The organism is Paenibacillus catalpae, from assembly GCF_900112695.1.
In the GTDB taxonomy this organism is placed as follows: domain Bacteria; phylum Bacillota; class Bacilli; order Paenibacillales; family Paenibacillaceae; genus Pristimantibacillus; species Pristimantibacillus catalpae.
The window spans coordinates 118,674-138,413 of the sequence record NZ_FOMT01000003.1 but is presented as its reverse complement, the minus strand read 5'-3'; the positions used below and the strand labels follow the sequence as shown (position 1 = coordinate 138,413).

Below are 19,740 nucleotides of genomic sequence, written 5' to 3'. Positions count from 1 at the left end.
ACCATTTCCCCCAAATTCTTACTGTATTACCAGTGATAATGATAGATTTATTAATCGTACCACTATCTGCCTGCGTTTGTCTATGAAAATGGTTTCATAGGGTAATAATACCAACGTATATTATATCGGCTCAACATGAACGCAATATGAAGCCCTCCGCGTAGAATTTGCCAGCCTTGTCATGGTATAGTGATAGCAGTCAAGCTTGAAGAAGCCAAGTAAACGGGTTGGTTTGCAACCCATGTTTTGGACAAAGCAGGAGGAACGTAAATTCATGTCAAAGAAACCCTATAGCCCGGCTAAAAATAGTCAGGCCAAGAGCACCCAGGCCAAGAATCCGGCGCCAAACAAGTCGTTTGCCGTCACCGAGGCATCTGAGCTGCTCGTTTTTTTACTGGCTCATTTGAACCAGGGCCGCAATTCGGTCAAATCGCTCCTCGCGCATGGACAAGTTTACGTGAATGATCACGTTGAAACGAAATATAACTATCAGCTTCAGCCGGGACAAACCGTGGTCATCCGCAAAGAACGGGAGCAGGAGAAGGTTCCCTTCATCGGACTTACGATCCTGCACGAGGATGATCATGTCATTGTCGCAAGCAAAGACGCAGGACTTCTCACGATCGCTTCGGACAAGGAAGCCGATCTGACCGCATACCGCCAGCTTATGGCGCATGTCCGCACGGCAGATCCGAAGAACCGGATCTTTATCGTTCACCGTCTCGACCGGGATACTTCCGGGGTACTGATGTTCGCAAAAAGCGAAGCCGTGCAGCAGAAGCTTCAGGAAGAGTGGCAGACCATCGTGAAGGAACGATCTTATGTCGCGCTTGTCGAAGGCGAAGTGAAACGGACAGAGGGGACCATTACCTCCTGGCTGAAAGAGAGCAAGACGCTGAAGATGTACTCCAGCCCGTACCCCAACGACGGACAGCATGCGGTTACCCACTACAAGCTGCTGCAGCCCGGCAAAGCGTTCTCCCTCTTGGAGGTTCATCTGGAGACCGGCCGTAAAAATCAGATCCGCGTCCATATGGAGGATATCGGGCACCCTATCGCGGGAGATAAAAAATACGGCTCCCGGACCAAACCGATCGGGCGTCTTGGCCTGCATGCGCGTATTCTTGCTTTTGAACACCCGGTAACCGGGGAAATGCTGAAGTTTGATACCGGTATTCCCAAGCTGTTCTACAATCCGCTTCGGAACGAGACAGCCCAAACCAGACAGAAGAAGTAAAGGATGATAACCAATGCTTGAGATTACAGGCTATAGCGTAGAATTTATTAAAGATCCATTCGGTATTTTATCCGGACGCCGTTATGAGTTCCTGATTGATATTGATCTGGATGAGGAAGATGAGCTGTATTCGAAGAGCGGCATTTATATCCGGGCCGTATACAGTGCAGAGGAAAGCGGCGGCCGCCTGATCAAGCACGAGCTGATTGAACGGGTTACGGAGAAGCTGCTCGATTTCGAATTAGAGGATGAAGAAGAGCAGGAGCTGCTCGCCTTTTGCGCAGAGCACTACAAGGAAGCGGATGAATAACTGAAACAGGAAGAGGCTGCCCGGTCGTCTATCGGGTCAGCCTCTTTTTTCTGTTACAACGGAATACGGTAAGAGGAATACTCCTCGACAATATGTTCGCCATTGTTGTATACCCATTGGAAGCAGAACCGGCTGCCTGAGTAACGCGTCCGATTCCTGATATCCGGCAGCACAACCTCCTCGAAGTTGTCCATAATCGTTTGCTGCATGCCCCTGAGCCTTTCTTCATTTAACTGCTGCTGCGCTGCCGCCTCCTCATCCGACTGTGCGGTCTGGCGGAAATACGCAATAGCAACCTCCGTGTCGCTCAGGTCTCCCGGAAGCGGATGACCTGAACCTTTGAACACTTCCTTAACGGTATCAATCCAGTTTTTATACAAATCAATTGTAATGTCGTACATCGGACCAACATCTCCTCTCATTATGGTAACGCATGGAAAGTTGCAAGGCTTTCCCCGCGGGCTCCCGCATATACATTACAAGCAGCAATATCATCGCAGTAAAGGAATGAATGCGGAATATGGATATGAATCGGATCCGCGCGAGGATCGAACGAATGCAGAGTGAGCTTCTGCAGCTGCAATCGTCGGATGGCGCATGGCGCCTTTGCTTTGATTCCGGCACGATGCCGGACAGTTACTTCATCATTATTCTCCGGATGCTTGGTTACGGACAGGGCGAAGCCCTTATTCGACAAATAGCCCAGCGGATATTAAGCAGACAGCTTCCTAACGGTGCGTGGAAAATATACCCGGACGAAGAAGACGGCAATTTGGATGCTACTTCCGAAGCTTATTTTGCTCTGCTTTACTCCGGTTATTTGACCAAGCAGGACCCGCGGCTGCAACGAGCCAAGCAGTTTATTCTAAGCAAGGGCGGCTTGTCCAAAATCCGTTCTCTTCTGACGCAAGCCATTCTCGCCTCGGCAGGTCAGGCAACATGGCCGAAGTCGATGCGCATTCCTCTGGAGGTCTTTTTCTCCGAGCATGGGATCGGTATTGATCTGTACTCCTTGTCCGGGCATGCCCGCGTACATATCGTACCGATCATTATGCTGGCTAATGCCCAGTTCACGCAGCCCAGCGCGTCCATGCCTGATCTGTCCGATCTGTTTGCAAGCAGTTCGAAGAAATTCGAGAATGATTCGCCATGGATTGCAGCCCTTGCCACCTTGGTCGGATCCTTATCCCTGTCCGAGCTGCTTCCGTTCGAATCGCCTACCCCGCAGGAGAAGGCGGTTCAGTTCATGTTCGACCGTCTCGAACCGGACGGCACGCTGCTTACCTATACAACAGCTACCATGTTTATGATTCTGGCACTTCTTATGCTCGGTTATTCCCCTAGCTCACCACTGATTCACCGCATGGTAACCGGCATCCGTTCTGTCATGTGCAACAACAGCCATGTGCAGATTGCCTCCTCCGAGGTATGGGACACCGCCATGCTTGTTCATGCCTTGCGCAAATCCGGAGTAAACCCGACCTCAACCGCACTGGAGAACGCCGGCACCTATCTGCGCCAAAGACAGCAAAGCCAGCTTGGGGACTGGGCCATCCGCAATCCAGGGACACCTGCAGGCGGCTGGGGCTTCTCGAATGTGAATACCCTTTATCCGGATGTGGATGATACGACCGCCGCTTTGCGCGCTATTCAGCCTTACAGCTCACGTACGCCGGAGCTTCAGGCGGACTGGCAGCGCGGATTGAACTGGGTGCTGACGATGCGTAACGATAATGGCGGCTGGCCGGCTTTTGAGCGGGAGGGCTCACGGCTTCCGATCAACTTTTTTGCTTTTGACGGAGCCAAGGATATCGCCGTTGATCCCTCTACCGTCGATTTGACCTCAAGGACATTGCAGTTTCTCGGCCAGGAGCTTGGCATGAATGCCGGCAACAGCTGGATCGAATCCACTATCCGTTGGGTCCTGTCCCAGCAGGAAAGCAACGGAAGCTGGTATGGCCGGTGGGGCATCACATATGTACATGGCACAAGCGCCGCTATTCAGGGGCTGACGGCTGTAGGCATTGCGGAGGATCATCCGGCTGTCAAAAAAGGCGTCGATTGGCTGCTTGAAGTCCAGAATGAGGATGGCGGCTGGGGTGAATCCTGCATCAGCGATAAAGTCAGACGTTACGTCCCTTTAAACGGCAGTACACCATCTCAGACCGCATGGGCGCTTGATGGGCTGACTGCCGCGCTGCCAAAGCCTACACCGGCCCTTGAGCGCGGTGTCGAAGCCCTTTTACAGTCTCTTGACCGGCATGATTGGACTTACACCTACCCCACGGGCGGAGCGCTTCCCGGCAGTGTCTACGTCCATTATGCCAGCAACAATTATATTTGGCCGCTGCTTGCCCTCAGCAATATTTGGCTGAAATACAGTTGAATTCCGGCAGGCTCCCTTGCATAAGGGGGCCTTTCTTCTCTCAACGATAACGCAAAAACAGCAAAGTCCGCAACCGCCATTGCAATCTGTTGCCGGGTCAAGGTAATCTATTGGTTAGACAGCAATGAAGGAAAGAGGTGAGCATATTATGCCGCAACTATTATTCCGGGGAATACCCGCAGAACGGCTTTCAACGGTCAGCCTTGCCCTGGCAGAAGAACTGGCTTCCATATGCGAGTGCGGTACGGATAATTTTACGATGGACTACATTCACACGACCGCTATCTTCGGAGGCCTTGACGAAGGACAATCCTACCCGTTTGTGGAAGTGGGCTGGTTCGAGCGCGGACAAGCTGTACGTGACCGTTTCGCGCAAGCGATCACCACATATCTGGCAAGTATCGGAACGGATGAGGTGGAGGTTGCGTTCCGCACTTATCGCGAGGACAGCTACTACATAAACGGCAAGCCATGTGAATAAAAAAAGGAGCCTTTGGGTCGATCCATCGATCCCAAGGCTCCTTATTATTTTAAGATACCGCTTTATGGTCATTGTCGCTTGCCTTGCTTTTGCAGGCTTTGCAAATTCCATGGAAATCAAGCCGGTGATCCAATACCTTAAATCCGAATTCCTTTGCAATCCGATTCTCCATCGGAAGCAGCCAGTCATCCTTAATCTCCTCAACCGTACCGCATTCGGTACAGATCAGATGATGATGGTGATGCTCCTGATCACTGCTGCGAAGATCGTAACGCGTCGCGCCGTCGCCAAAATTCACTTTTTCCACAACATGCAGCTCACTCAGCAGTTCCAGGGAACGATAGACCGTTGCAAGTCCAATATCCGGATTGCTGCGTTTAAGCAGCATGTAGACATCCTCTGCACTCAGATGATCCTTCTCATTCTCCAGCAATACACGAACGGTCGCTGCCCGCTGCGGCGTTAATTTGTAACCCTTTGTTCTTAGTTGACGGTTGATCGTTTCTAATTGTTCCTCGATCATCGTAAAGCTCACCCGCCTTTCCTGTGCTTCATTATACTCTGTACTTCCATCTTATTTAGAATGATTATAATTTAGAATAATTACAATCTTAACATAGTTATAATCATTACACAATGACATCTAAAAATTCACAGCTTTTTATCACCAACGGTTAATCAGCTCGATATCCGCAAATTTGCCCTCTGCAAATTCCGTGTCGCCAAAGATGCCGCTGATCAGATTAAAGCCGGATTTGGTCCAGAACCGCAGACCCGCCCAATTGCGGAGTGAGACATTAACCCTGATCTCGAAATAGCCCAACAGCCCGATTTCAAGCAGAAAATGCTTCATCACTTCCTGGCCGTAGCCCTGATTCTGAAAATCTCCGCTTATGCACATCATCGCCAAATAAAGCGAATCGGACTGCGGATAGCCGTGATACATGCTGATGAAGCCGACAATTTCCTCTGTTGTTTTGAGCCTGATGGTCTGAATCCGGAACTGCTCCTTCACGCCGCCTTCCGGCAGAATGCCTTCGTGATAGGAACGCTCGATGTAATGGGGATCATGCTCTTTGCCGTCCCATAAGGTGACCGGCGCACTTGCCATGTATAACTCCTGCATCATGCCGATCTCAAACGGCTGCAAATCTTCACAACTAAAAGTCGGGGTACTCCACGAAGAAGGGATTAAGTTCATTATGTATCACCCAATACGTTTAATATTACGCCGGTTCTACATTTTCGACACAACTCGCCCCATTCCTTCTTTCCTCGCCTTTATTCTCCGGATACAGTCTTTACCATTCTCGTATAGCGATGACCACTGACGATCAGCTCACCATCTTCCTTATAGCCCATTTTTTCATAGAGCATACGTGCCTGACCGTTATATTCCTCGACGATTAAAGAGACGAGATTGTAGCCCTGCTTCACGGCTTCCCGCTCGAAAGCCGCCATCAGAGCTTTGGCGATCCCCTGATTGCGGAACGACGCATGTACAGCAATGGAGTCCAAATAGAACTCGCCCGGACGGGTTTCGGTCAGGATCGAATAATCGGCAATTCCCGTTACCCGTTTCACGCGCTCAATAAGAGGCTGATCCAGCTCCTCCGCCTTATCCCCGGCATAACAAACGACTATGCCCGCAACAGCATCATCTCTTTTGTCTACAATCACATTCCTGTAGCTGACCCGGTTTCCCTCTTCCCTATAAAAATCAGCCAATATCCGCATCGCTTCCGCCTCATCCTCTACTCCTGCAAGCGAACAGGCGATATTGCCGATTGCTTCATGCAGGAGCGGCATTACTTGCTCCACATCTTCCTTGCCTGCCGGTCCAATCATGCTGTCACGTTCCTCTCCAAATATTAATAATTCCAGTTTAACGTACGAACATCCATTCTATCATGCTATAATCGACAACAGGTGATTACAGACAATGAACATGAACAATGCAACAAATTCCAACAATAAAATTTACTACAAACGCCCTTATGGAGTCGTAAATAAAAATCTCGTACCTGCCGCGCCTGCTGCCGCAGATACAAGCGAGCAGCTGGTTCCGGCTTCCGATAAGGACGCCTTCTATTTCCGGGCCCTGGAGAGCCAAGGAATTCGGCTCAACCAACGGCAGATCGCTGCCGTCCGCCACATTGACGGCCCGATTCTGACACTCGCCGGCGCAGGCTCAGGCAAAACGTCCGTCCTCGTCTGCCGGACAGGGTATATGTTGTCGGTCCGCGGCATTCAGCCCCAGCAGCTGCTGCTCATGACCTTCTCCAAAAAAGCGGCCGACGAAATGAAGCTTCGGATCAGCACATTGCCGAATATCGGGGAGACGGCAGCCTCGCGTATCGAAGCACGTACGTTTCATTCCTTCTGCCTGCTCCTGCTTCGCAGACGCGGGTATAAGCAGAACATTCTGGGTGAAACCGGACGCAAGCAAATTTACTTCAAACGGCTGCTGCGGGAGCGTAATTTGCATGAAACGTACCAGCCGGAAACGCTGATTACTTTACTCTCCTCTTATAAGATGCAGATGATTCCCGTTTCGGACCTCCCGGAGAAAACGGAGGAGGACAGGCAGCTTAAGCTTATCTTTACCTGTTATGAAGAATGGAAACGGGAAGCGGATCTCATCGATTATGATGATATGCTGCTGGAGGCTTATCAGCTGCTGAAACAGGATCAGAAGCTTCTCTCCATGCTGCAGCACCGTTTCCGTTACGTCATGATTGATGAGTTCCAGGATACGAATACGATCCAATATGAGATTATCAAGCTGCTTGTTCAGCCGCATCGGAATCTGATGGTGGTTGGCGATGATGACCAGACGATCTACTCGTTTAACGGGGCGCGTAATGAATACATCTTGAACTTCGAGCAGCAGTTCCCCGGCGCAACCAATGTCATCCTGGACGTTAATTACCGTTCAGGCTCGGGAATCGTAGGCCTTGGCAACGCGGTTATCCGTCATAATAAACAGCGGCGGAGCAAAACACTGCTGACTGCAAGGCCTCATGGCCTTCCTCCGGTATACGCAAGGCCCGGCAACAGCGATGATGAAGCGGATCTCATCGTAAACACCCTGCTGCAGCAGAAGGAGAAAAAAGACCGCTCATACCGCGACTTTGCGATTTTGTTCCGAACAGCCAGCAGCAGCCGGGCGGTGTTCGACCAGCTGGTCATCCGCCAGGTGCCGTTTATCGATTACGGCAGCGGTGAATCCCTGTATGAGCAATGGGTCATTAAGCCGGTTATCGCCCATCTTCGCTTGTCCATTGACCGCCGCAACTTCGATGCCATGGAAGCGATGCTTGCCACGATGTATGTCCGCCCGGATCAAGCGATGGCGTTTATATGGAACGAGGATAAGAAACAGGCCAAGAAATGGCCGCTTATTCACCTGACCCGGTTCCCCGATATTAAGTCTTTCCATCAGGAGAAAATAAAAGAACGGATCAAATTGATCCGTTCCCTGGAGAGACTTAAGCCGGAGGCCGCAATCCGTCGGCTGCGCATTGAATTTTACGATCAATTCCTTGATGCGAACAAAAGCGGTCCAGCCTTAACCGAGCACAAGGATTCCTTGAAAGAAATGCTGGATGAGCTCGAGGCCTCGGCGAAGCGGTTTGATCAGATTGGAACATTCCTCTCCTTCGTCGACGAAATTGCTGCGAAGCATGAAGAGATGAAGCGGATGAAATCGGGCAGCAGGAATGACGATGCGGTCAACTTCATGACCATTCACAAATCAAAGGGACTGGAGTTTCCGGTCGTATTTGTGTGCGGAGTATCCGAAGGCATTCTGCCTCACAGCTCGGCGATCACGGCGGAGAAGAACAGCGACCGCAGTGCCATTCAAGCTGGCGACAACATCGCGGAAGCGGCAATGGAAGAAGAAAGAAGACTTGCTTACGTGGCCGTCACAAGAGCAGAAGAGGAGCTGTATATCAGCTCTCCCGCTTATTACCGCGGCAAGCCCGCGGCGGTATCCTCATTTATTATAAATGCCTATAACTGATGCGGCTGTGATGCGACTTCAATCCGCAGCCTGTCGCCTTCTCTCTTAATAGTCAAGGGCAATGCCGATAGCTTAACGAATACCTGTTCATTAAACTGAAACAAGCTGCTGCCTTGTCCGCAGCGGGGCTCACATAGGAGGAGTACCGGGTCAACATCCGGGAAGGAAAACCGGTACTCCATTTCACTCTGTTCTATGTAGGGAATAAAGGCCTTAGCCCGTAAATAAGATTCTCCGTGAAGCTGAAGCAGCGGATACGCCGTACCGTCGAATGGATGGATGCTCAAGCCAGTCGAGAACACCTTCACAGGTGTACTGCGTTTAATTATTTCATTAATCTGTTCGTTCTTGTATGGGAGCCCTAATGCCAGATGATAAGTACCCTGTTGCATTCGGACAAGCTCGGCCAAAGATATAAGCACAAAACCTGCGCCTGCAAAGATAAGCCCAAGCGGTAATGTTACAAACATCATGAAAACGCCAAATAATAGAGCAGCAAAACCTAATAAGCGCTGAGCTGTAAACAACAATGCATTCACCTCGTCTTATCCTCATAAAAAAAACGGGACCCGGCAGTGTTACTGCCAGGTCCTGTTCTTTCATGATGTCTTTTATTCCGCTGGTGCCACAAACGAACGCTGTGCGAATTCCGCATCCAGCATGTAGAAGGCATTGCTGTCCTTATCGATCCGCTTCAGCTTCTGGATAATGTTATCGAACAATGCTTCTTCTTCAACCTGTTCGTCGATGAACCACTTCAGGAAGTACATCGTTGCATGCTCGCGGTCGTTCAGCGCGATATCAGCCAGGTTGTAGAAGCGTTTCGTATTTTGCTGCTCATGCGCGTAGCCGTGCTCGAAAGCATCAAGCATCGACGCATATTCATTCTTTGGTTCGCCAAGCGCTGTAAGTGTAGCACGACGTCCGCGGTCATTCAGGAATTTGTATATTTTCATACCGTGGAATCGTTCTTCTTCCGCTTGAATAATGAAGAAGTTCGCGAATCCATCGAGACTTTCGCCGGAGCAATATGCTGCCATTGCAAGATACACATGCGCCGAATAAAATTCAAAATTCATCTGTTCATTGAGCGCTTCTGCTAAGTTATCATTCATCGCTTATGCACCTCTTTCCTTGTTTGTCTTATTCTAACACAAACAGAAAGGACGGCAAAAGCCGTCCTTTGTAAAATTATCCAAAATATTTGATTATCCGATCATCTTCTTAAGCTCTTTATACAACTGGTCCGGGCTTGATGCGCAGATGCTTTTCGACTTAACCATCACAAAGCTTTCGCGCTTGCAGGTTCTGCAGTTGCCCAGACAGTCTTTCTTCTTCATCTTTATTTCCGGATATTTGGCCTTCATGGCCTTGTAAACGGGCTTTGTCCCGTTCTTCAAATTCCGGGTGCAGTATTTGATCTTCTTCATCAAGCCGGCTCACCTCGCTGCGCAACGGTGTAATACATTCTATAAGAAATGATAATAATTATCATTCCCGTTGTCAATAGCGAATACGGAGGCTGCTTATTTACTATTCAAAATTTCGATCCCTTTGTGAAGCTGCGTATCCTCTTCCTTCAGCTTGTCGCTCAGCAGCTCGAGAATCCGATAACCCGTCATATCGTTGAATTTACCGGTATCCGCCAGCTTCTCGTCCTTCTGGAACCGGCTAAGCGCATCTGCGGTCCGTTCATCAAACAAACCGGTATCGCCAACAGGCGTATAGCCCAGCTCCTGCAGCATCAGCTGGAGCGTCTTCACATTTTCCCCGTAACTGCCGGTCTTAAGCTCTGTTCCAAATGGAAGCTGGCTGAGGTTTGCGTAAGCCGGCAGCGCCACCTTGACATCCGGTGTTACGCCTTGCTTATGGATCCAAGTGCCGCCAGGTGTTTTCCACTGTGCCTCCGTCAGACTGAGAACCGATTTGTCTTTAAACTGCTGGAAGGTCTGAACAATCCCTTTCCCAAAGGTCTTCTCCCCCACAACCGTCGCGCCAGCAGATTCCTTCAGCGCTGCTGTCAGAACTTCGCTGGCACTTGCAGATTGTCCGTTTACAAGGACGACAATCGGAATTGTCCAAGGTTTATCCTGCTTCGAACGGTAGGTAATCGTCTTGCTGTTGTTCTTGTATACAACCTCAAGGATCGCTTTATCTTTAGGTACAAGCATATTCGCTATTTGGATCGTAGATTGAAGCAGCCCGCCGGGATTGGAACGAAGATCAAGCAGCAGCTTCGTCATCCCTTCTTTTTGCAGCTTCTCCACCTCGGTTTTGAACTCATCGTCCGTCTTCTCGCCAAACTTCGAGATTGTTACATGCCCAATCCCTCCGCTAAGCATTTCCGACGATACGGTATGTACGGCAATAGCTTCCCTCGTAAGCTCCACCTCAACAGGCTTGGCTTCGCCTCCGCGGTGCAGGGTCAGCTTCACCTTTGTTCCGACATCTCCGCGAAGAATCGTTATGATGTCATTATAAGCTTTCCCTTTAATAGAGATCCCGTTCACGCCAACGATTTCATCCCCCGCATGGACTCCTCCGCGCTCTGCCGGTGCTCCTTCTGTAATGCTGGCTACGATAAACTTGCCGTCCGCTTCCTGAAGGGTAATACCGACACCGGAAAATTCCCCTTCATAGCCTTGCGTATATGCGCTGCCCTGCTCCTTGATCAAATATCTGGAGTAAGGATCACCTAGTGAAGCAAGCATGCCTTGAGAGGCGCCGTTAATGAGCTCTTCCGACTTCGCGCCGTTTAAATATTTATCCATGATGGTGTTGTAGGATACCGTAAAATTACGGAAGGCCGGCTCCCTCAGCATCGGGTACCGTACTTCCATCCAGATCCAGCCAAGAATAAATCCGATAATCGTAAATAATAATGCACCAAGAATCGCCAGCGTTATAATTCGCTGCTTCGCTGCCTCATTCGAGAATTCTTTCACTTAGGGTCACTCCTGACTATGACTGATCGTTCTGTCTTCTACTGTAGCTTATTTGGGGTCTGCGGAGCAAATATAGCGGGGAGGCATGTCCTTAACAGGCTTGAACCGGACTATTATTTTCGCTACAATCAACCTAGCTTTCGGAATTGGACGATACAGAGACGGGAGAGAGAGTACGTGTACAAATTAATTGCAATCGATGTTGATGATACGCTTCTTAATGATGAATTAAAGGTAACGGAAGGCACAAAAAAAGCGATGGAGGACGCTATCGCACAAGGAGTTACCGTTACCCTGGCAACCGGAAGGATGTACGCTTCCGCGAAAAAAATTGCCGACCAGATCCAGCTGAATGTCCCGATCATTACCTATCAGGGCTCGCTGGTCAAAACCCTGCTGGACGGAGAGGTGCTGTACGAGCGATGCGTGCCCCAGGATGCGGCAAAGGAGCTTTACGCTTTTGCAGAGGAGCACGGCCTCCATTTGCAGCTTTATGCGGATGATATTTTATATGTGAAAGAAGCGAATGACAAAGCCATCAAGTACTCGACTTTAACCAATATTCCGTATGTCGTGGCTGAAGATTTTGAAGCTTTGCTGGAGAAGCCAAACAACAAAATGCTGATTATTGATGAGCCGGCTTATCTGGATCAGCTTGCCGAGCAGCTGAGGCCGATGATTGGCGACCGAGTTCATATTACGAAATCCAAAGCCCACTATCTCGAGTTCATGCATAAGGAAGGTACCAAGGGCCATGCTCTCCGCTTTATGGCTGAGCATTTGGGCTGCACGCTGGATCAGACCATTGCGATTGGCGATGCGTGGAATGATCACGAGATGATCGAAGCAGCCGGTCTTGGCGTAGCGATGGGCAACGCCACGCCTAAGCTGAAGGAAATTGCGGACTATATTACGCTTACGAATAATGAAGAAGGCGTACGCCATGTCATTGAGAAATTCGTATTGCAGCCTGCTGCCAAGTAAATATGTGCAGCAAAAAACTCCATGGTAGGGAAGCGAAGCTTCCACCATGGAGTTTTTCTCATTTAAAACCTAGATCCCCGCAAGCACCTGGTACCAGATGCCTTTCTTCGAATAGAGCGATGCGCGGACTTCCTTCCAGCCGCCCAAATAGCTGATATCAAACAATCCTTCAGGAACGACATATTTATCCTTCGACTCTTCGGCTACCTTCTCGTCAACCGAACGGAAACCGTATTTCACGAATGTACGCTGCGCCTCTTCGCTTTGCAGATAAGAGATAAACGCCTCGGCTACTTTGCGTGTACCGTGTTTATCAACGTTCTTATCCACTACAGCTGCCGGATTTTCAATCAGGATAGTATTCTTCGGAACAACAATATCATACTTCACGCCGTTCATAATACGGGCAAGCAGTTCATTCTCATACGTCACGATAACATCTCCGACGCCATATTCGAATGCTGCCATAGAAGCACGGCCGCTCTTATCGAGCGATTCCACATTCTTATGAATGGACGCCAGATACTTCTTGGCGAATGCCGGATCCTTCGTGCCGGTCTCCGCTTCGGATTTCTTAAGCCCGGCACCGTAGATCGCGTTAATATCCCATTGTGCGCCGCCGGAGGTTTTGGGATTCGGATATAGCACCTTAACATCTTTGCGGGTTAAATCATCCCAATCCTTAATCCCCTTCGGATTGCCCTCTCTTGTACCGAGTACAGCAATCGATTTCGTAATGAGACCGTGATTAGGCTGAGCTTTCCAATCCTGCGTGATGAAGCCTGCATCCGTAATCTTATCGAGATCGCCTTCCATCGCCAGAATCGCAACGTCCGCCTCGAAGCCCCCCGCAATTGCCCGGGCTTGCGTCCCTGAAGCTTCATACGATTCCTGGAATACAACCTTCTGACCGGTTTGCTCCTTCCAGTAGGCCTGGAATTGCGGCAGCAGTTCGCTGAACGCATCCTTCACCACGGAATAGGCACCGATGACAAGCGTTACATCACCGTCTTGTGCGGTAGACTCGGCGGGCTGCTTCGGCTCTTCCTTGCCGCAGCCTGCTGCGATTAGCATCAGTACGGCAAGGAGCAGCACGGTAATCCGCCGGCTTGCTCTTCGATTTATATTCATGTTCGTATACAACTCTTTCTGCTTAAAAGATAATAGCCAAGCGTAAACGGTATCTTTAAATATGAATCGGCATTGGGTCAACCTTCAGGCTGTTTTCCATAATCCAGCTGTCATTGTCGTTAAAGAGATACGCACGGTGGACAAGCACGCTTACCTGCTCCCCGGGCTGCAGCACTTCCTTCTCAAGCGAGCGGTACGTGATAAGCTTTACATTATCGACGAGCAGCTCAACCATCCATTCACTGCCGCGGAAATGCAAAGCCTTCACTGTTGCCTTCACCGTTGCAGATTGCAGGCGAATCTCGCCCGGCTTGCCGATCTCAATATATTCAGGACGAATCAGTGCCTTAGTACCCGGATAAGACAAAGCAGCGTCAAAGCCTTTTAACACTTTAATATCTTCCACAATCGTCGATTCGCCGATGAAGCTGGCAACAAACGGGGTTTGCGGATTTTTATAAATTTCCCAAGGGGTACCCTTCTGCTCAAGCCGGCCTTTGCCGATGATCATAATCTCGTCCGCCACCTCAATCGCTTCTTCCTGGTCATGAGTAACGAAGATAGACGTAATGCCGACACGCTCGATCATCTCTTTCAGCCAGGTCCTAAGCTCGGTACGGATCTTCGCATCAATCGCCGCAAACGGCTCATCCAGCAGCAAGAGCTGAGGCTCGGGAGCAAGTGCGCGGGCAAAAGCAACACGCTGGCGTTGACCGCCGGACAGCTGATGCACGTAACGGTGCTCGAAGCCTTTGAGGCCGGTAAGCTCAACCAGAGTGGATACGCGCTCTCGGATTTGTTCTTTGGACTGCTTTTTGACCTTCAGACCAAAAGCGATGTTCTCATACACCGTCATATGCTTAAACAAAGCATAGTTCTGAAATACGAAGCCAATACCCCGCTCTTGCGGAGGCAGATCATTCACACGTTTGCCGTGGAAAATGATATCGCCGGAGGTTGGCGTCTCAAGGCCGGCCAGCATACGAAGAATCGACGTCTTGCCGCCGCCGCTTGGACCAAGAAGTCCGATCAAGTGACCCTTTTCAATCTCAAAGCTGACATCTTGCACGGCATGGAAATCGCCAAAGCTTTTGTTAAGGTTGCGAACTTCAATATGCATGGCTTAATGCACTTCCTTTCGTTTTTTCGCCCATTCCATTAAGAGGAGAAGGCCTACCGAGAACACCGCAAGCACCAAAGCTACGCCATTGGCCTCCACTACGTTAAAGTTCTCCACGTCCTGATACACGAGTGTCGTCGCAGTCTGCGTCTTGTTCATAATGTTTCCTGAAACGACCAGAACCGCACCAAATTCGCCAAGCGTTCTGGCGACGGTAAGTACAACGCCATAGATTACTCCCCAGCGGATTGACGGCCAGGTGACTTTCCAGAACGTATACCACGAATAAGCACCAAGTGTAGATGCCGCCTCCTCCTGCTGCGCTCCAATTTCCTGCAGCACCGGCAGTACTTCACGCACCATCAGAGGGAACGTGACGAACAGGGAAGCAAGAATCATCCCCGGCAAAGCGTACACCACTTTAAATCCCGAATCCTCAAAGAAGGCACCGATCACCGTATTAGGACCGAGCAAGAGAACAATCATCAAGCCCCCAATCACGGGAGATACGGCAAACGGCAAATCGACGATGCTGTTGAGCAGACGCTTCATGCGTGCTCCAATCCACTCGGCACGAACCAGATACAGTGCCAGCATCACGCCAAACACCGTGTTAATGACTGTTACAACAACGACGATACTGGCTGTCATCTGAAGGGCATGCAGCGATTGCTTGCGGGTCAGACCTTCAATAAAGCCGCTCCAGCCGTCAGCCCAAGAGCCTGTAAATATTTCAATAAGCGGAATAATCAGCAATAAGGTAAAAACAATATACGTAAGGCCAATCCACGTTCGTCTAATTGTCATTTTCCCGGCCTCCTCGATTGAATCAGGTTGACCGTCCATAAAATGATAAACGAAAGCGTCAGCAGCATTACGGAAACCGCTGCAGCTCCTTGTGGATTATCACTTTCAATTTCTCCGAAAATATAAACGGCGGCAATCAGCGTCTTTCCCGGAATATTGCCTGCTACAAGCACAACAGCCCCAAACTCCGCCAGCGCTCTCGAAAAAGCCAGCATCGCACCGCTGATTACACCCGGAAGCATCGAAGGATAAATAACGCTGAAGAACGTCCGAAGCTTGGTAGCCCCCATCGTGTAGGCTGCTTCTTCTTCCGACTTGTCAATCTCCTCAAGCAAAGGCTGCACAGCCCGGATCACAAACGGAAAAGTAACAAAGACCATGGCTATAACGATAGCCGGCTGATGGAATACAATCTCGAAGCCCATCTTCGAAGCAAGCTCGCCGACGAAACTGCCTGGACCAAGCAAAAGCAAGATCATAAGTCCGGTAACCGCTGTCGGAAGCGCGAACGGCAGGTCAACCAAGCTGTTCAAGATCCTTCTTCCCGGAAAACGGTACCTGATGAGCACCCAGCCGATCATGGAACCCAGCAGCACATTAATGACGGTAGCAATAAGCGCCAGCTTGATGGTCAGCAGGACTGCCTTCCATGCAAGAGGATCCGATATACTCTCCCAGAATGGCACGAAACCACTGGAAATCGACTGCGAATAAATTCCGATAATGGGAAGTACAATTAAGATAAAAAAGTAGAGCATAATCGCGCTTCGAAATCCGAAGCTCCACCACTTGCTGCGAAACATGACATTCATGCTGCTAATGACCTCCAAACCGTCGGCTCGAGCCGCAGGTGTTTGCTTGTTCATCGTAATCATGATCAATTATTCATTACAATTCCTATTAACTCACTTGGTATTCTAAATTTAGCAGACAACAACTGGTCTAGTCAATCCCATTTTTACAATTTCTGCGTAAGAAGGCTGTCCATTTTTTCTAGAGTATTTCATCCTTTGGCTGCGGAGGAATTGCAAAAAGCCGCAGGTTGTCTTTAAACCAAGACAACCTGCGGCTTTCTTTTATTCGCCTTCAATATAATAGACTTCTTCGCCTTCTGTTATAACAGCCTGACCTTGCGTCATATCGGTGATCCATGCGACAAAGGCATCCGCCTCTGACACGACGGGCAGGCATTTCACAATAACACGATCCGTGAATTCGGTTCCGCCTAGACGCGTTCCCCGGCCATGAAGTTCATTCTCCACTTTGCCGTACCAGGTGTAGTCCACATCCACAAAAACTTCGCGGTGCAGCACCTGCACGATTTCGCCGGCCGCTTCGATCCCGGCTACAGCGCCATCCGTATAAGCACGGACAAGTCCGCCGGCTCCAAGCATAATACCGCCGAAATAGCGGGTTACCACGACAGCAACATTTTTCAACCCTTTATGCTTGATGACCTCAAGAATCGGCTTGCCCGCCGTTCCGCTTGGTTCACCATCATCGGAGGCTTTCTGATGCTGATCGCGCTCCCCGACAACGTAAGCCGAGCAGTTATGAGTCGCGCTCCGGTGAAGCCGTTTAATCTCATCGATGAACTGGACGGCTTCCTCCTCCGTCTCCACCGGCTTTGCATAGCCGATAAAACGGGACTTCTTGATAACGATCTCTTCACTGCCCTGCGCTCTAACCGTTGAATAACGCTCCAGCATTACAGACGAGCTTCGAGCTCAGCCTTTTCTTTCTCGTAGCCCGGTTTGCCGAGCAGCGCGAACATGTTGCGTTTGTACGCTTCAACGCCCGGTTGGTCGAACGGATTTACGCCCAGCAGGTAACCGCTGATGCCGCAGGCTTTCTCGAAGAAGTACACCATGTAACCAAACGTATATGGTGTCGTGTCGGCGATGTTTACGATAAAGTTAGGCACTTGTCCGTCTGTATGAGCCAGAAGCGTACCTTGGAATGCTTTCTTGTTGACGAAGTCCATTGTTTTGCCTGTCAGGAAGTTCAATCCGTCGAGGTCAGCAGGGTCGCTGCCGATTGTGATATGCTCCGCTACTTCATTCACTTGGATAACCGTTTCGAAAATATTGCGGTTGCCCTCCTGGATGAATTGGCCCATCGAGTGCAGGTCTGTCGAGAAGTCAACGGATGCCGGATAGATACCTTTGTAGTCTTTGCCTTCGCTTTCGCCGAAGAGCTGCTTCCACCACTCGGATACAAAGTGCAGGTTAGGCTCGTAGTTAACGAGAATTTCCGTTACTTTGCCTTTGCGGTACAAGGCGTTACGTGCTGCTGCATATTGATAAGCCTCGTTCTCGGCGAGGTTCGGGTTGCTGTATTCTTTCGATGCGTCAGCTGCGCCCTGCATCATCGCGTCGATGTCAATGCCGGCAACGGCGATTGGCAGAAGGCCTACTGCTGTCAGCACGGAATAGCGTCCGCCTACATCGTCAGGAATAATAAACGACTCGTAGCCTTCTTCAGTCGCCAGTTTTTTCAGGGCGCCTTTTGCTTGGTCGGTTGTTGCATAGATCCGTTTGCGAGCTGCTTCTTTGCCGTATTTGTTCTCCAGCGCTTCGCGGAAAATACGGAAAGCAATCGCCGGCTCTGTTGTTGTACCGGATTTGGAGATTACGTTGATCGACCAGTCACGGCCTTCGAGCAATTGAAGCAGGTGAGTCACATAAGTCGAGCTGATGTTGTTGCCTGCGAACAGAACTTGAGGCGTCTTGCGTTGTTCTTTCGTCTGCAGGTTGTAGAAAGAATTCGAGAGCATTTCGATCGCTGCACGCGCGCCGAGGTAAGAACCGCCGATACCAATAACAACCAGTACTTCGGAATCGGATTGGATTTTCTCGGCGGATTGCTTGATGCGGGCGAATTCTTCCTTGTCATAATTAGAAGGCAGGTCAATCCAACCGAGGTAGTCAGAGCCTGCGCCAGTACCGTTATGTAATTGTTCGTGGGCGATACGAACCTGTTCTGTCAAATGATCAATCTCATGTTGACCAATAAAGCCAAGTGCTTTCGTGTAATCGAATTTTACTGTTTTACTCATGAGAAAAAGGCCTCCCTGATAATGTTTTTCAGTAACCTGCTTGTCTTAGCCTTTAGAATATCGGATTTAGATTTGAAAAACAAGCGACTAAACAATGAAAAAGGTATGAAGATTATCTATAATGATTAGTAAAAGCTTTTATAGCTTGATGAATTAATCATCATAATAAAGATACAATGGAGGGAAATGTACATGAAAAAAATCGGATTTATCGGTCTTGGCGTTATGGGCAATGGCATGGCTGCGAACCTGCTTCGCAGCGGTTATGAAGTTACCGTCTACAACCGGACGGCCGGAAAAGCCGGCGAATTGATTCAGTGTGGGGCTAAGGAAGCAGTTTCCCCTGCCGATGCCGTTCGTGAATCGGAAATTGTCATTACGATGATCAGCAATGATGCGGCGATCCGCGAGGTGTATTTTGGAGACAATGGTATATTCGGCGCAGTTCGTCCGGGCACAATCTTGATTGACAGCAGCACGATCTCTCCTTCACTGGCTCTCGAGCTGACATCGACGGCAGAGTCGAAAGGCGCCGTTTTCCTTGATGCTCCTGTAACCGGCAGCAAGCCTGCTGCAGAAGGCGGTACATTGACGTTTATGGTTGGCGGTACGGAAGCAGCTCTTAAAGACGTCGAAGACGTATTGCTTGCTATGGGACGCAAAGTGATACATATGGGGGCTAACGGCAGCGGCGCTACCGCCAAGCTCGCTCATAACACGATTGTTGGCATCAATATGGCGGCACTTGCTGAAGGCATGGCAATTGCAGCCAGCGGCGGCATTAACGGCAGCGCGTTCTTTGAGCTGGTGCAATCGGGCGGCGCAGCAAGCCGGACAGCTGAGCTGAAAGGCGAGAAAATTCTCGCTAACGACTATGATGTCCAATTTTCCCTGGCGCTTATGCTGAAAGACCTCCGTCTGTCCTCCGTATTGTCAGATAACCTGAAAGTACCTACACCGATGCTGGAAGCCGCCAAGAGCTTGTTCCAGGTCGGTGACTCCATGGGACTCGGAGAGCTCGACATGAGCAGCGTTACGCAAGCCTACGAGCAATGGATCGGCCGCAAGATCGGCGGAGATAAGTAAAAATATTTCATTGAGATACTAAAAGCAGCCATGCCGTTTTTAAAGCATGGCCACTTTTAGTTTTGATTTCTTATGATTCTGGAGAAGCGTAAGCGGTCGCTTTTGTGAGGGGATTCCAACCTTACTTCTTTAATTCAAAGGAACCCCCGAGCAATGGCGATCGGAAGA

21 protein-coding genes are annotated in these 19,740 nt (G+C 49.8%); 7 read left to right on the top strand and 14 right to left on the bottom strand.

From position 1 onward, the window contains the following. Positions 1–274: 274 nt before the first annotated feature. Together BM200_RS14380 and BM200_RS14375 are read left to right on the top strand one after the other, a co-directional pair. Positions 275–1,237: an RluA family pseudouridine synthase gene (locus BM200_RS14380; protein ID WP_091186627.1), complete on the top strand. Its 963-nt coding sequence runs from the start codon at positions 275–277 to the stop codon at positions 1,235–1,237. A gap of 13 nt (positions 1,238–1,250) precedes the next feature. Next, complete coding sequence (locus BM200_RS14375; protein WP_091186624.1) at positions 1,251–1,547, top strand: DUF6509 family protein; 297 nt, start codon at positions 1,251–1,253, stop codon at positions 1,545–1,547. A 53-nt stretch (positions 1,548–1,600) separates the two neighbouring features. Here BM200_RS14375 and BM200_RS14370 read toward each other — a convergent pair whose 3' ends face one another. Beyond that, the gene (locus tag BM200_RS14370) at positions 1,601–1,948 is read right to left on the bottom strand and encodes a hypothetical protein (protein ID WP_091186622.1); all 348 of its coding nucleotides are present in this window, start codon (positions 1,946–1,948) and stop codon (positions 1,601–1,603) included. Positions 1,949–2,067: 119 nt separating this feature from the next. On the opposite strand from BM200_RS14370, the gene BM200_RS14365 reads away from it, so the two are divergent. After that, positions 2,068–3,933, top strand: coding sequence for a prenyltransferase/squalene oxidase repeat-containing protein (locus BM200_RS14365; protein WP_245773028.1), 1,866 nt, complete (start codon positions 2,068–2,070; stop codon positions 3,931–3,933). 148 nt (positions 3,934–4,081) lie between these two features. Next, entirely contained in the window at positions 4,082–4,414 is a 333-nt protein-coding gene (locus BM200_RS14360) for a DUF1904 family protein (protein WP_091186620.1), read from the top strand. 49 nt (positions 4,415–4,463) lie between these two features. Here the strand turns inward: BM200_RS14360 and fur are convergent, their stop codons facing one another. The 3 genes from fur to BM200_RS14345 all read right to left on the bottom strand — a co-directional run bounded on the left by fur (position 4,464) and on the right by BM200_RS14345 (position 6,262). Further along, entirely contained in the window at positions 4,464–4,934 is a 471-nt protein-coding gene (fur, locus tag BM200_RS14355; protein ID WP_091187871.1) for a ferric iron uptake transcriptional regulator, read from the bottom strand. 144 nt (positions 4,935–5,078) lie between these two features. Continuing rightward, positions 5,079–5,615 (bottom strand): GNAT family N-acetyltransferase, encoded by a 537-nt coding sequence (locus BM200_RS14350; protein WP_245773027.1) that lies wholly within the window; start codon positions 5,613–5,615, stop codon positions 5,079–5,081. Positions 5,616–5,695: 80 nt separating this feature from the next. Further along, a complete protein-coding gene (locus tag BM200_RS14345) occupies positions 5,696–6,262 on the bottom strand; it encodes a GNAT family N-acetyltransferase (protein WP_091186615.1) in 567 nt (188 codons plus the stop codon). A 94-nt stretch (positions 6,263–6,356) separates the two neighbouring features. On the opposite strand from BM200_RS14345, the gene BM200_RS14340 reads away from it, so the two are divergent. After that, the gene (locus tag BM200_RS14340) at positions 6,357–8,441 is read left to right on the top strand and encodes an ATP-dependent helicase (protein WP_245773026.1); all 2,085 of its coding nucleotides are present in this window, start codon (positions 6,357–6,359) and stop codon (positions 8,439–8,441) included. On the opposite strand, the gene BM200_RS14335 is transcribed toward BM200_RS14340, so the two are convergent. From BM200_RS14335 to BM200_RS14320, 4 genes are all read right to left on the bottom strand, one after another. Then, positions 8,432–8,980, bottom strand: a complete 549-nt coding sequence (locus BM200_RS14335) for a hypothetical protein (RefSeq protein ID WP_091186613.1) — start codon at positions 8,978–8,980, stop codon at positions 8,432–8,434. The genes BM200_RS14340 and BM200_RS14335 overlap by 10 nt on opposite strands. 72 nt (positions 8,981–9,052) lie before the next feature. Next, positions 9,053–9,556 (bottom strand): ferritin, encoded by a 504-nt coding sequence (locus BM200_RS14330; protein ID WP_091186611.1) that lies wholly within the window; start codon positions 9,554–9,556, stop codon positions 9,053–9,055. A 93-nt stretch (positions 9,557–9,649) separates the two neighbouring features. Continuing rightward, the gene (locus BM200_RS14325; RefSeq protein WP_091186609.1) at positions 9,650–9,871 is read right to left on the bottom strand and encodes a DUF1450 domain-containing protein; all 222 of its coding nucleotides are present in this window, start codon (positions 9,869–9,871) and stop codon (positions 9,650–9,652) included. 96 nt (positions 9,872–9,967) lie between these two features. Beyond that, entirely contained in the window at positions 9,968–11,386 is a 1,419-nt protein-coding gene (locus BM200_RS14320) for a S41 family peptidase (RefSeq protein WP_091186607.1), read from the bottom strand. A 177-nt stretch (positions 11,387–11,563) separates the two neighbouring features. Between BM200_RS14320 and BM200_RS14315 the strand changes: the two genes are divergently transcribed. After that, the gene (locus BM200_RS14315) at positions 11,564–12,370 is read left to right on the top strand and encodes a Cof-type HAD-IIB family hydrolase (protein WP_091186605.1); all 807 of its coding nucleotides are present in this window, start codon (positions 11,564–11,566) and stop codon (positions 12,368–12,370) included. 69 nt (positions 12,371–12,439) lie between these two features. Here the strand turns inward: BM200_RS14315 and BM200_RS14310 are convergent, their stop codons facing one another. From BM200_RS14310 to BM200_RS14285, 6 genes are all read right to left on the bottom strand, one after another. Further along, positions 12,440–13,501, bottom strand: coding sequence for a sulfate ABC transporter substrate-binding protein (locus BM200_RS14310; RefSeq protein WP_091186602.1), 1,062 nt, complete (start codon positions 13,499–13,501; stop codon positions 12,440–12,442). Between the two features lie 55 nt (positions 13,502–13,556). Further along, on the bottom strand, positions 13,557–14,621 hold the full coding sequence (locus BM200_RS14305) for a sulfate/molybdate ABC transporter ATP-binding protein (RefSeq protein ID WP_091186600.1): 1,065 nt from the start codon (positions 14,619–14,621) through the stop codon (positions 13,557–13,559). A gap of 3 nt (positions 14,622–14,624) precedes the next feature. Further along, the gene (locus BM200_RS14300) at positions 14,625–15,422 is read right to left on the bottom strand and encodes a sulfate ABC transporter permease subunit (protein ID WP_091187868.1); all 798 of its coding nucleotides are present in this window, start codon (positions 15,420–15,422) and stop codon (positions 14,625–14,627) included. Between the two features lie 2 nt (positions 15,423–15,424). Beyond that, positions 15,425–16,240: a sulfate ABC transporter permease subunit CysT gene (cysT, locus tag BM200_RS14295; RefSeq protein ID WP_091187866.1), complete on the bottom strand. Its 816-nt coding sequence runs from the start codon at positions 16,238–16,240 to the stop codon at positions 15,425–15,427. A gap of 264 nt (positions 16,241–16,504) precedes the next feature. Then, positions 16,505–17,137 (bottom strand): YigZ family protein, encoded by a 633-nt coding sequence (locus tag BM200_RS14290; RefSeq protein ID WP_091186597.1) that lies wholly within the window; start codon positions 17,135–17,137, stop codon positions 16,505–16,507. Then, positions 17,137–18,486, bottom strand: a complete 1,350-nt coding sequence (locus BM200_RS14285; protein WP_091186595.1) for a glucose-6-phosphate isomerase — start codon at positions 18,484–18,486, stop codon at positions 17,137–17,139. Before BM200_RS14285 ends, BM200_RS14290 begins: the two co-directional genes overlap by 1 nt. Positions 18,487–18,672: 186 nt before the next feature. Here BM200_RS14285 and BM200_RS14280 point away from each other — a divergent pair, with 186 nt between their 5' ends. After that, complete coding sequence (locus BM200_RS14280; RefSeq protein ID WP_139230785.1) at positions 18,673–19,572, top strand: NAD(P)-dependent oxidoreductase; 900 nt, start codon at positions 18,673–18,675, stop codon at positions 19,570–19,572. Positions 19,573–19,740: the final 168 nt, after the last annotated feature.

Coding starts and splice junctions, on each gene's coding strand:
- BM200_RS14325 (WP_091186609.1), bottom strand. CDS start 9,871: ATGAAGAAGATCAAATACTGCACCCGGAATTTGAAGAACGGGACAAAG.
- BM200_RS14350 (WP_245773027.1), bottom strand. CDS start 5,615: ATGAACTTAATCCCTTCTTCGTGGAGTACCCCGACTTTTAGTTGTGAA.
- BM200_RS14330 (WP_091186611.1), bottom strand. CDS start 9,556: ATGAATGATAACTTAGCAGAAGCGCTCAATGAACAGATGAATTTTGAA.
- BM200_RS14380 (WP_091186627.1), top strand. CDS start 275: ATGTCAAAGAAACCCTATAGCCCGGCTAAAAATAGTCAGGCCAAGAGC.
- BM200_RS14365 (WP_245773028.1), top strand. CDS start 2,068: ATGGATATGAATCGGATCCGCGCGAGGATCGAACGAATGCAGAGTGAG.
- BM200_RS14345 (WP_091186615.1), bottom strand. CDS start 6,262: ATGATTGGACCGGCAGGCAAGGAAGATGTGGAGCAAGTAATGCCGCTC.
- BM200_RS14305 (WP_091186600.1), bottom strand. CDS start 14,621: ATGCATATTGAAGTTCGCAACCTTAACAAAAGCTTTGGCGATTTCCAT.
- BM200_RS14375 (WP_091186624.1), top strand. CDS start 1,251: ATGCTTGAGATTACAGGCTATAGCGTAGAATTTATTAAAGATCCATTC.
- BM200_RS14280 (WP_139230785.1), top strand. CDS start 18,673: ATGTACATGAAAAAAATCGGATTTATCGGTCTTGGCGTTATGGGCAAT.
- BM200_RS14370 (WP_091186622.1), bottom strand. CDS start 1,948: ATGTACGACATTACAATTGATTTGTATAAAAACTGGATTGATACCGTT.
- BM200_RS14290 (WP_091186597.1), bottom strand. CDS start 17,137: ATGCTGGAGCGTTATTCAACGGTTAGAGCGCAGGGCAGTGAAGAGATC.
- BM200_RS14360 (WP_091186620.1), top strand. CDS start 4,082: ATGCCGCAACTATTATTCCGGGGAATACCCGCAGAACGGCTTTCAACG.
- BM200_RS14310 (WP_091186602.1), bottom strand. CDS start 13,501: ATGAATATAAATCGAAGAGCAAGCCGGCGGATTACCGTGCTGCTCCTT.
- BM200_RS14285 (WP_091186595.1), bottom strand. CDS start 18,486: ATGAGTAAAACAGTAAAATTCGATTACACGAAAGCACTTGGCTTTATT.
- BM200_RS14340 (WP_245773026.1), top strand. CDS start 6,357: ATGAACATGAACAATGCAACAAATTCCAACAATAAAATTTACTACAAA.
- cysT (WP_091187866.1), bottom strand. CDS start 16,240: ATGAATGTCATGTTTCGCAGCAAGTGGTGGAGCTTCGGATTTCGAAGC.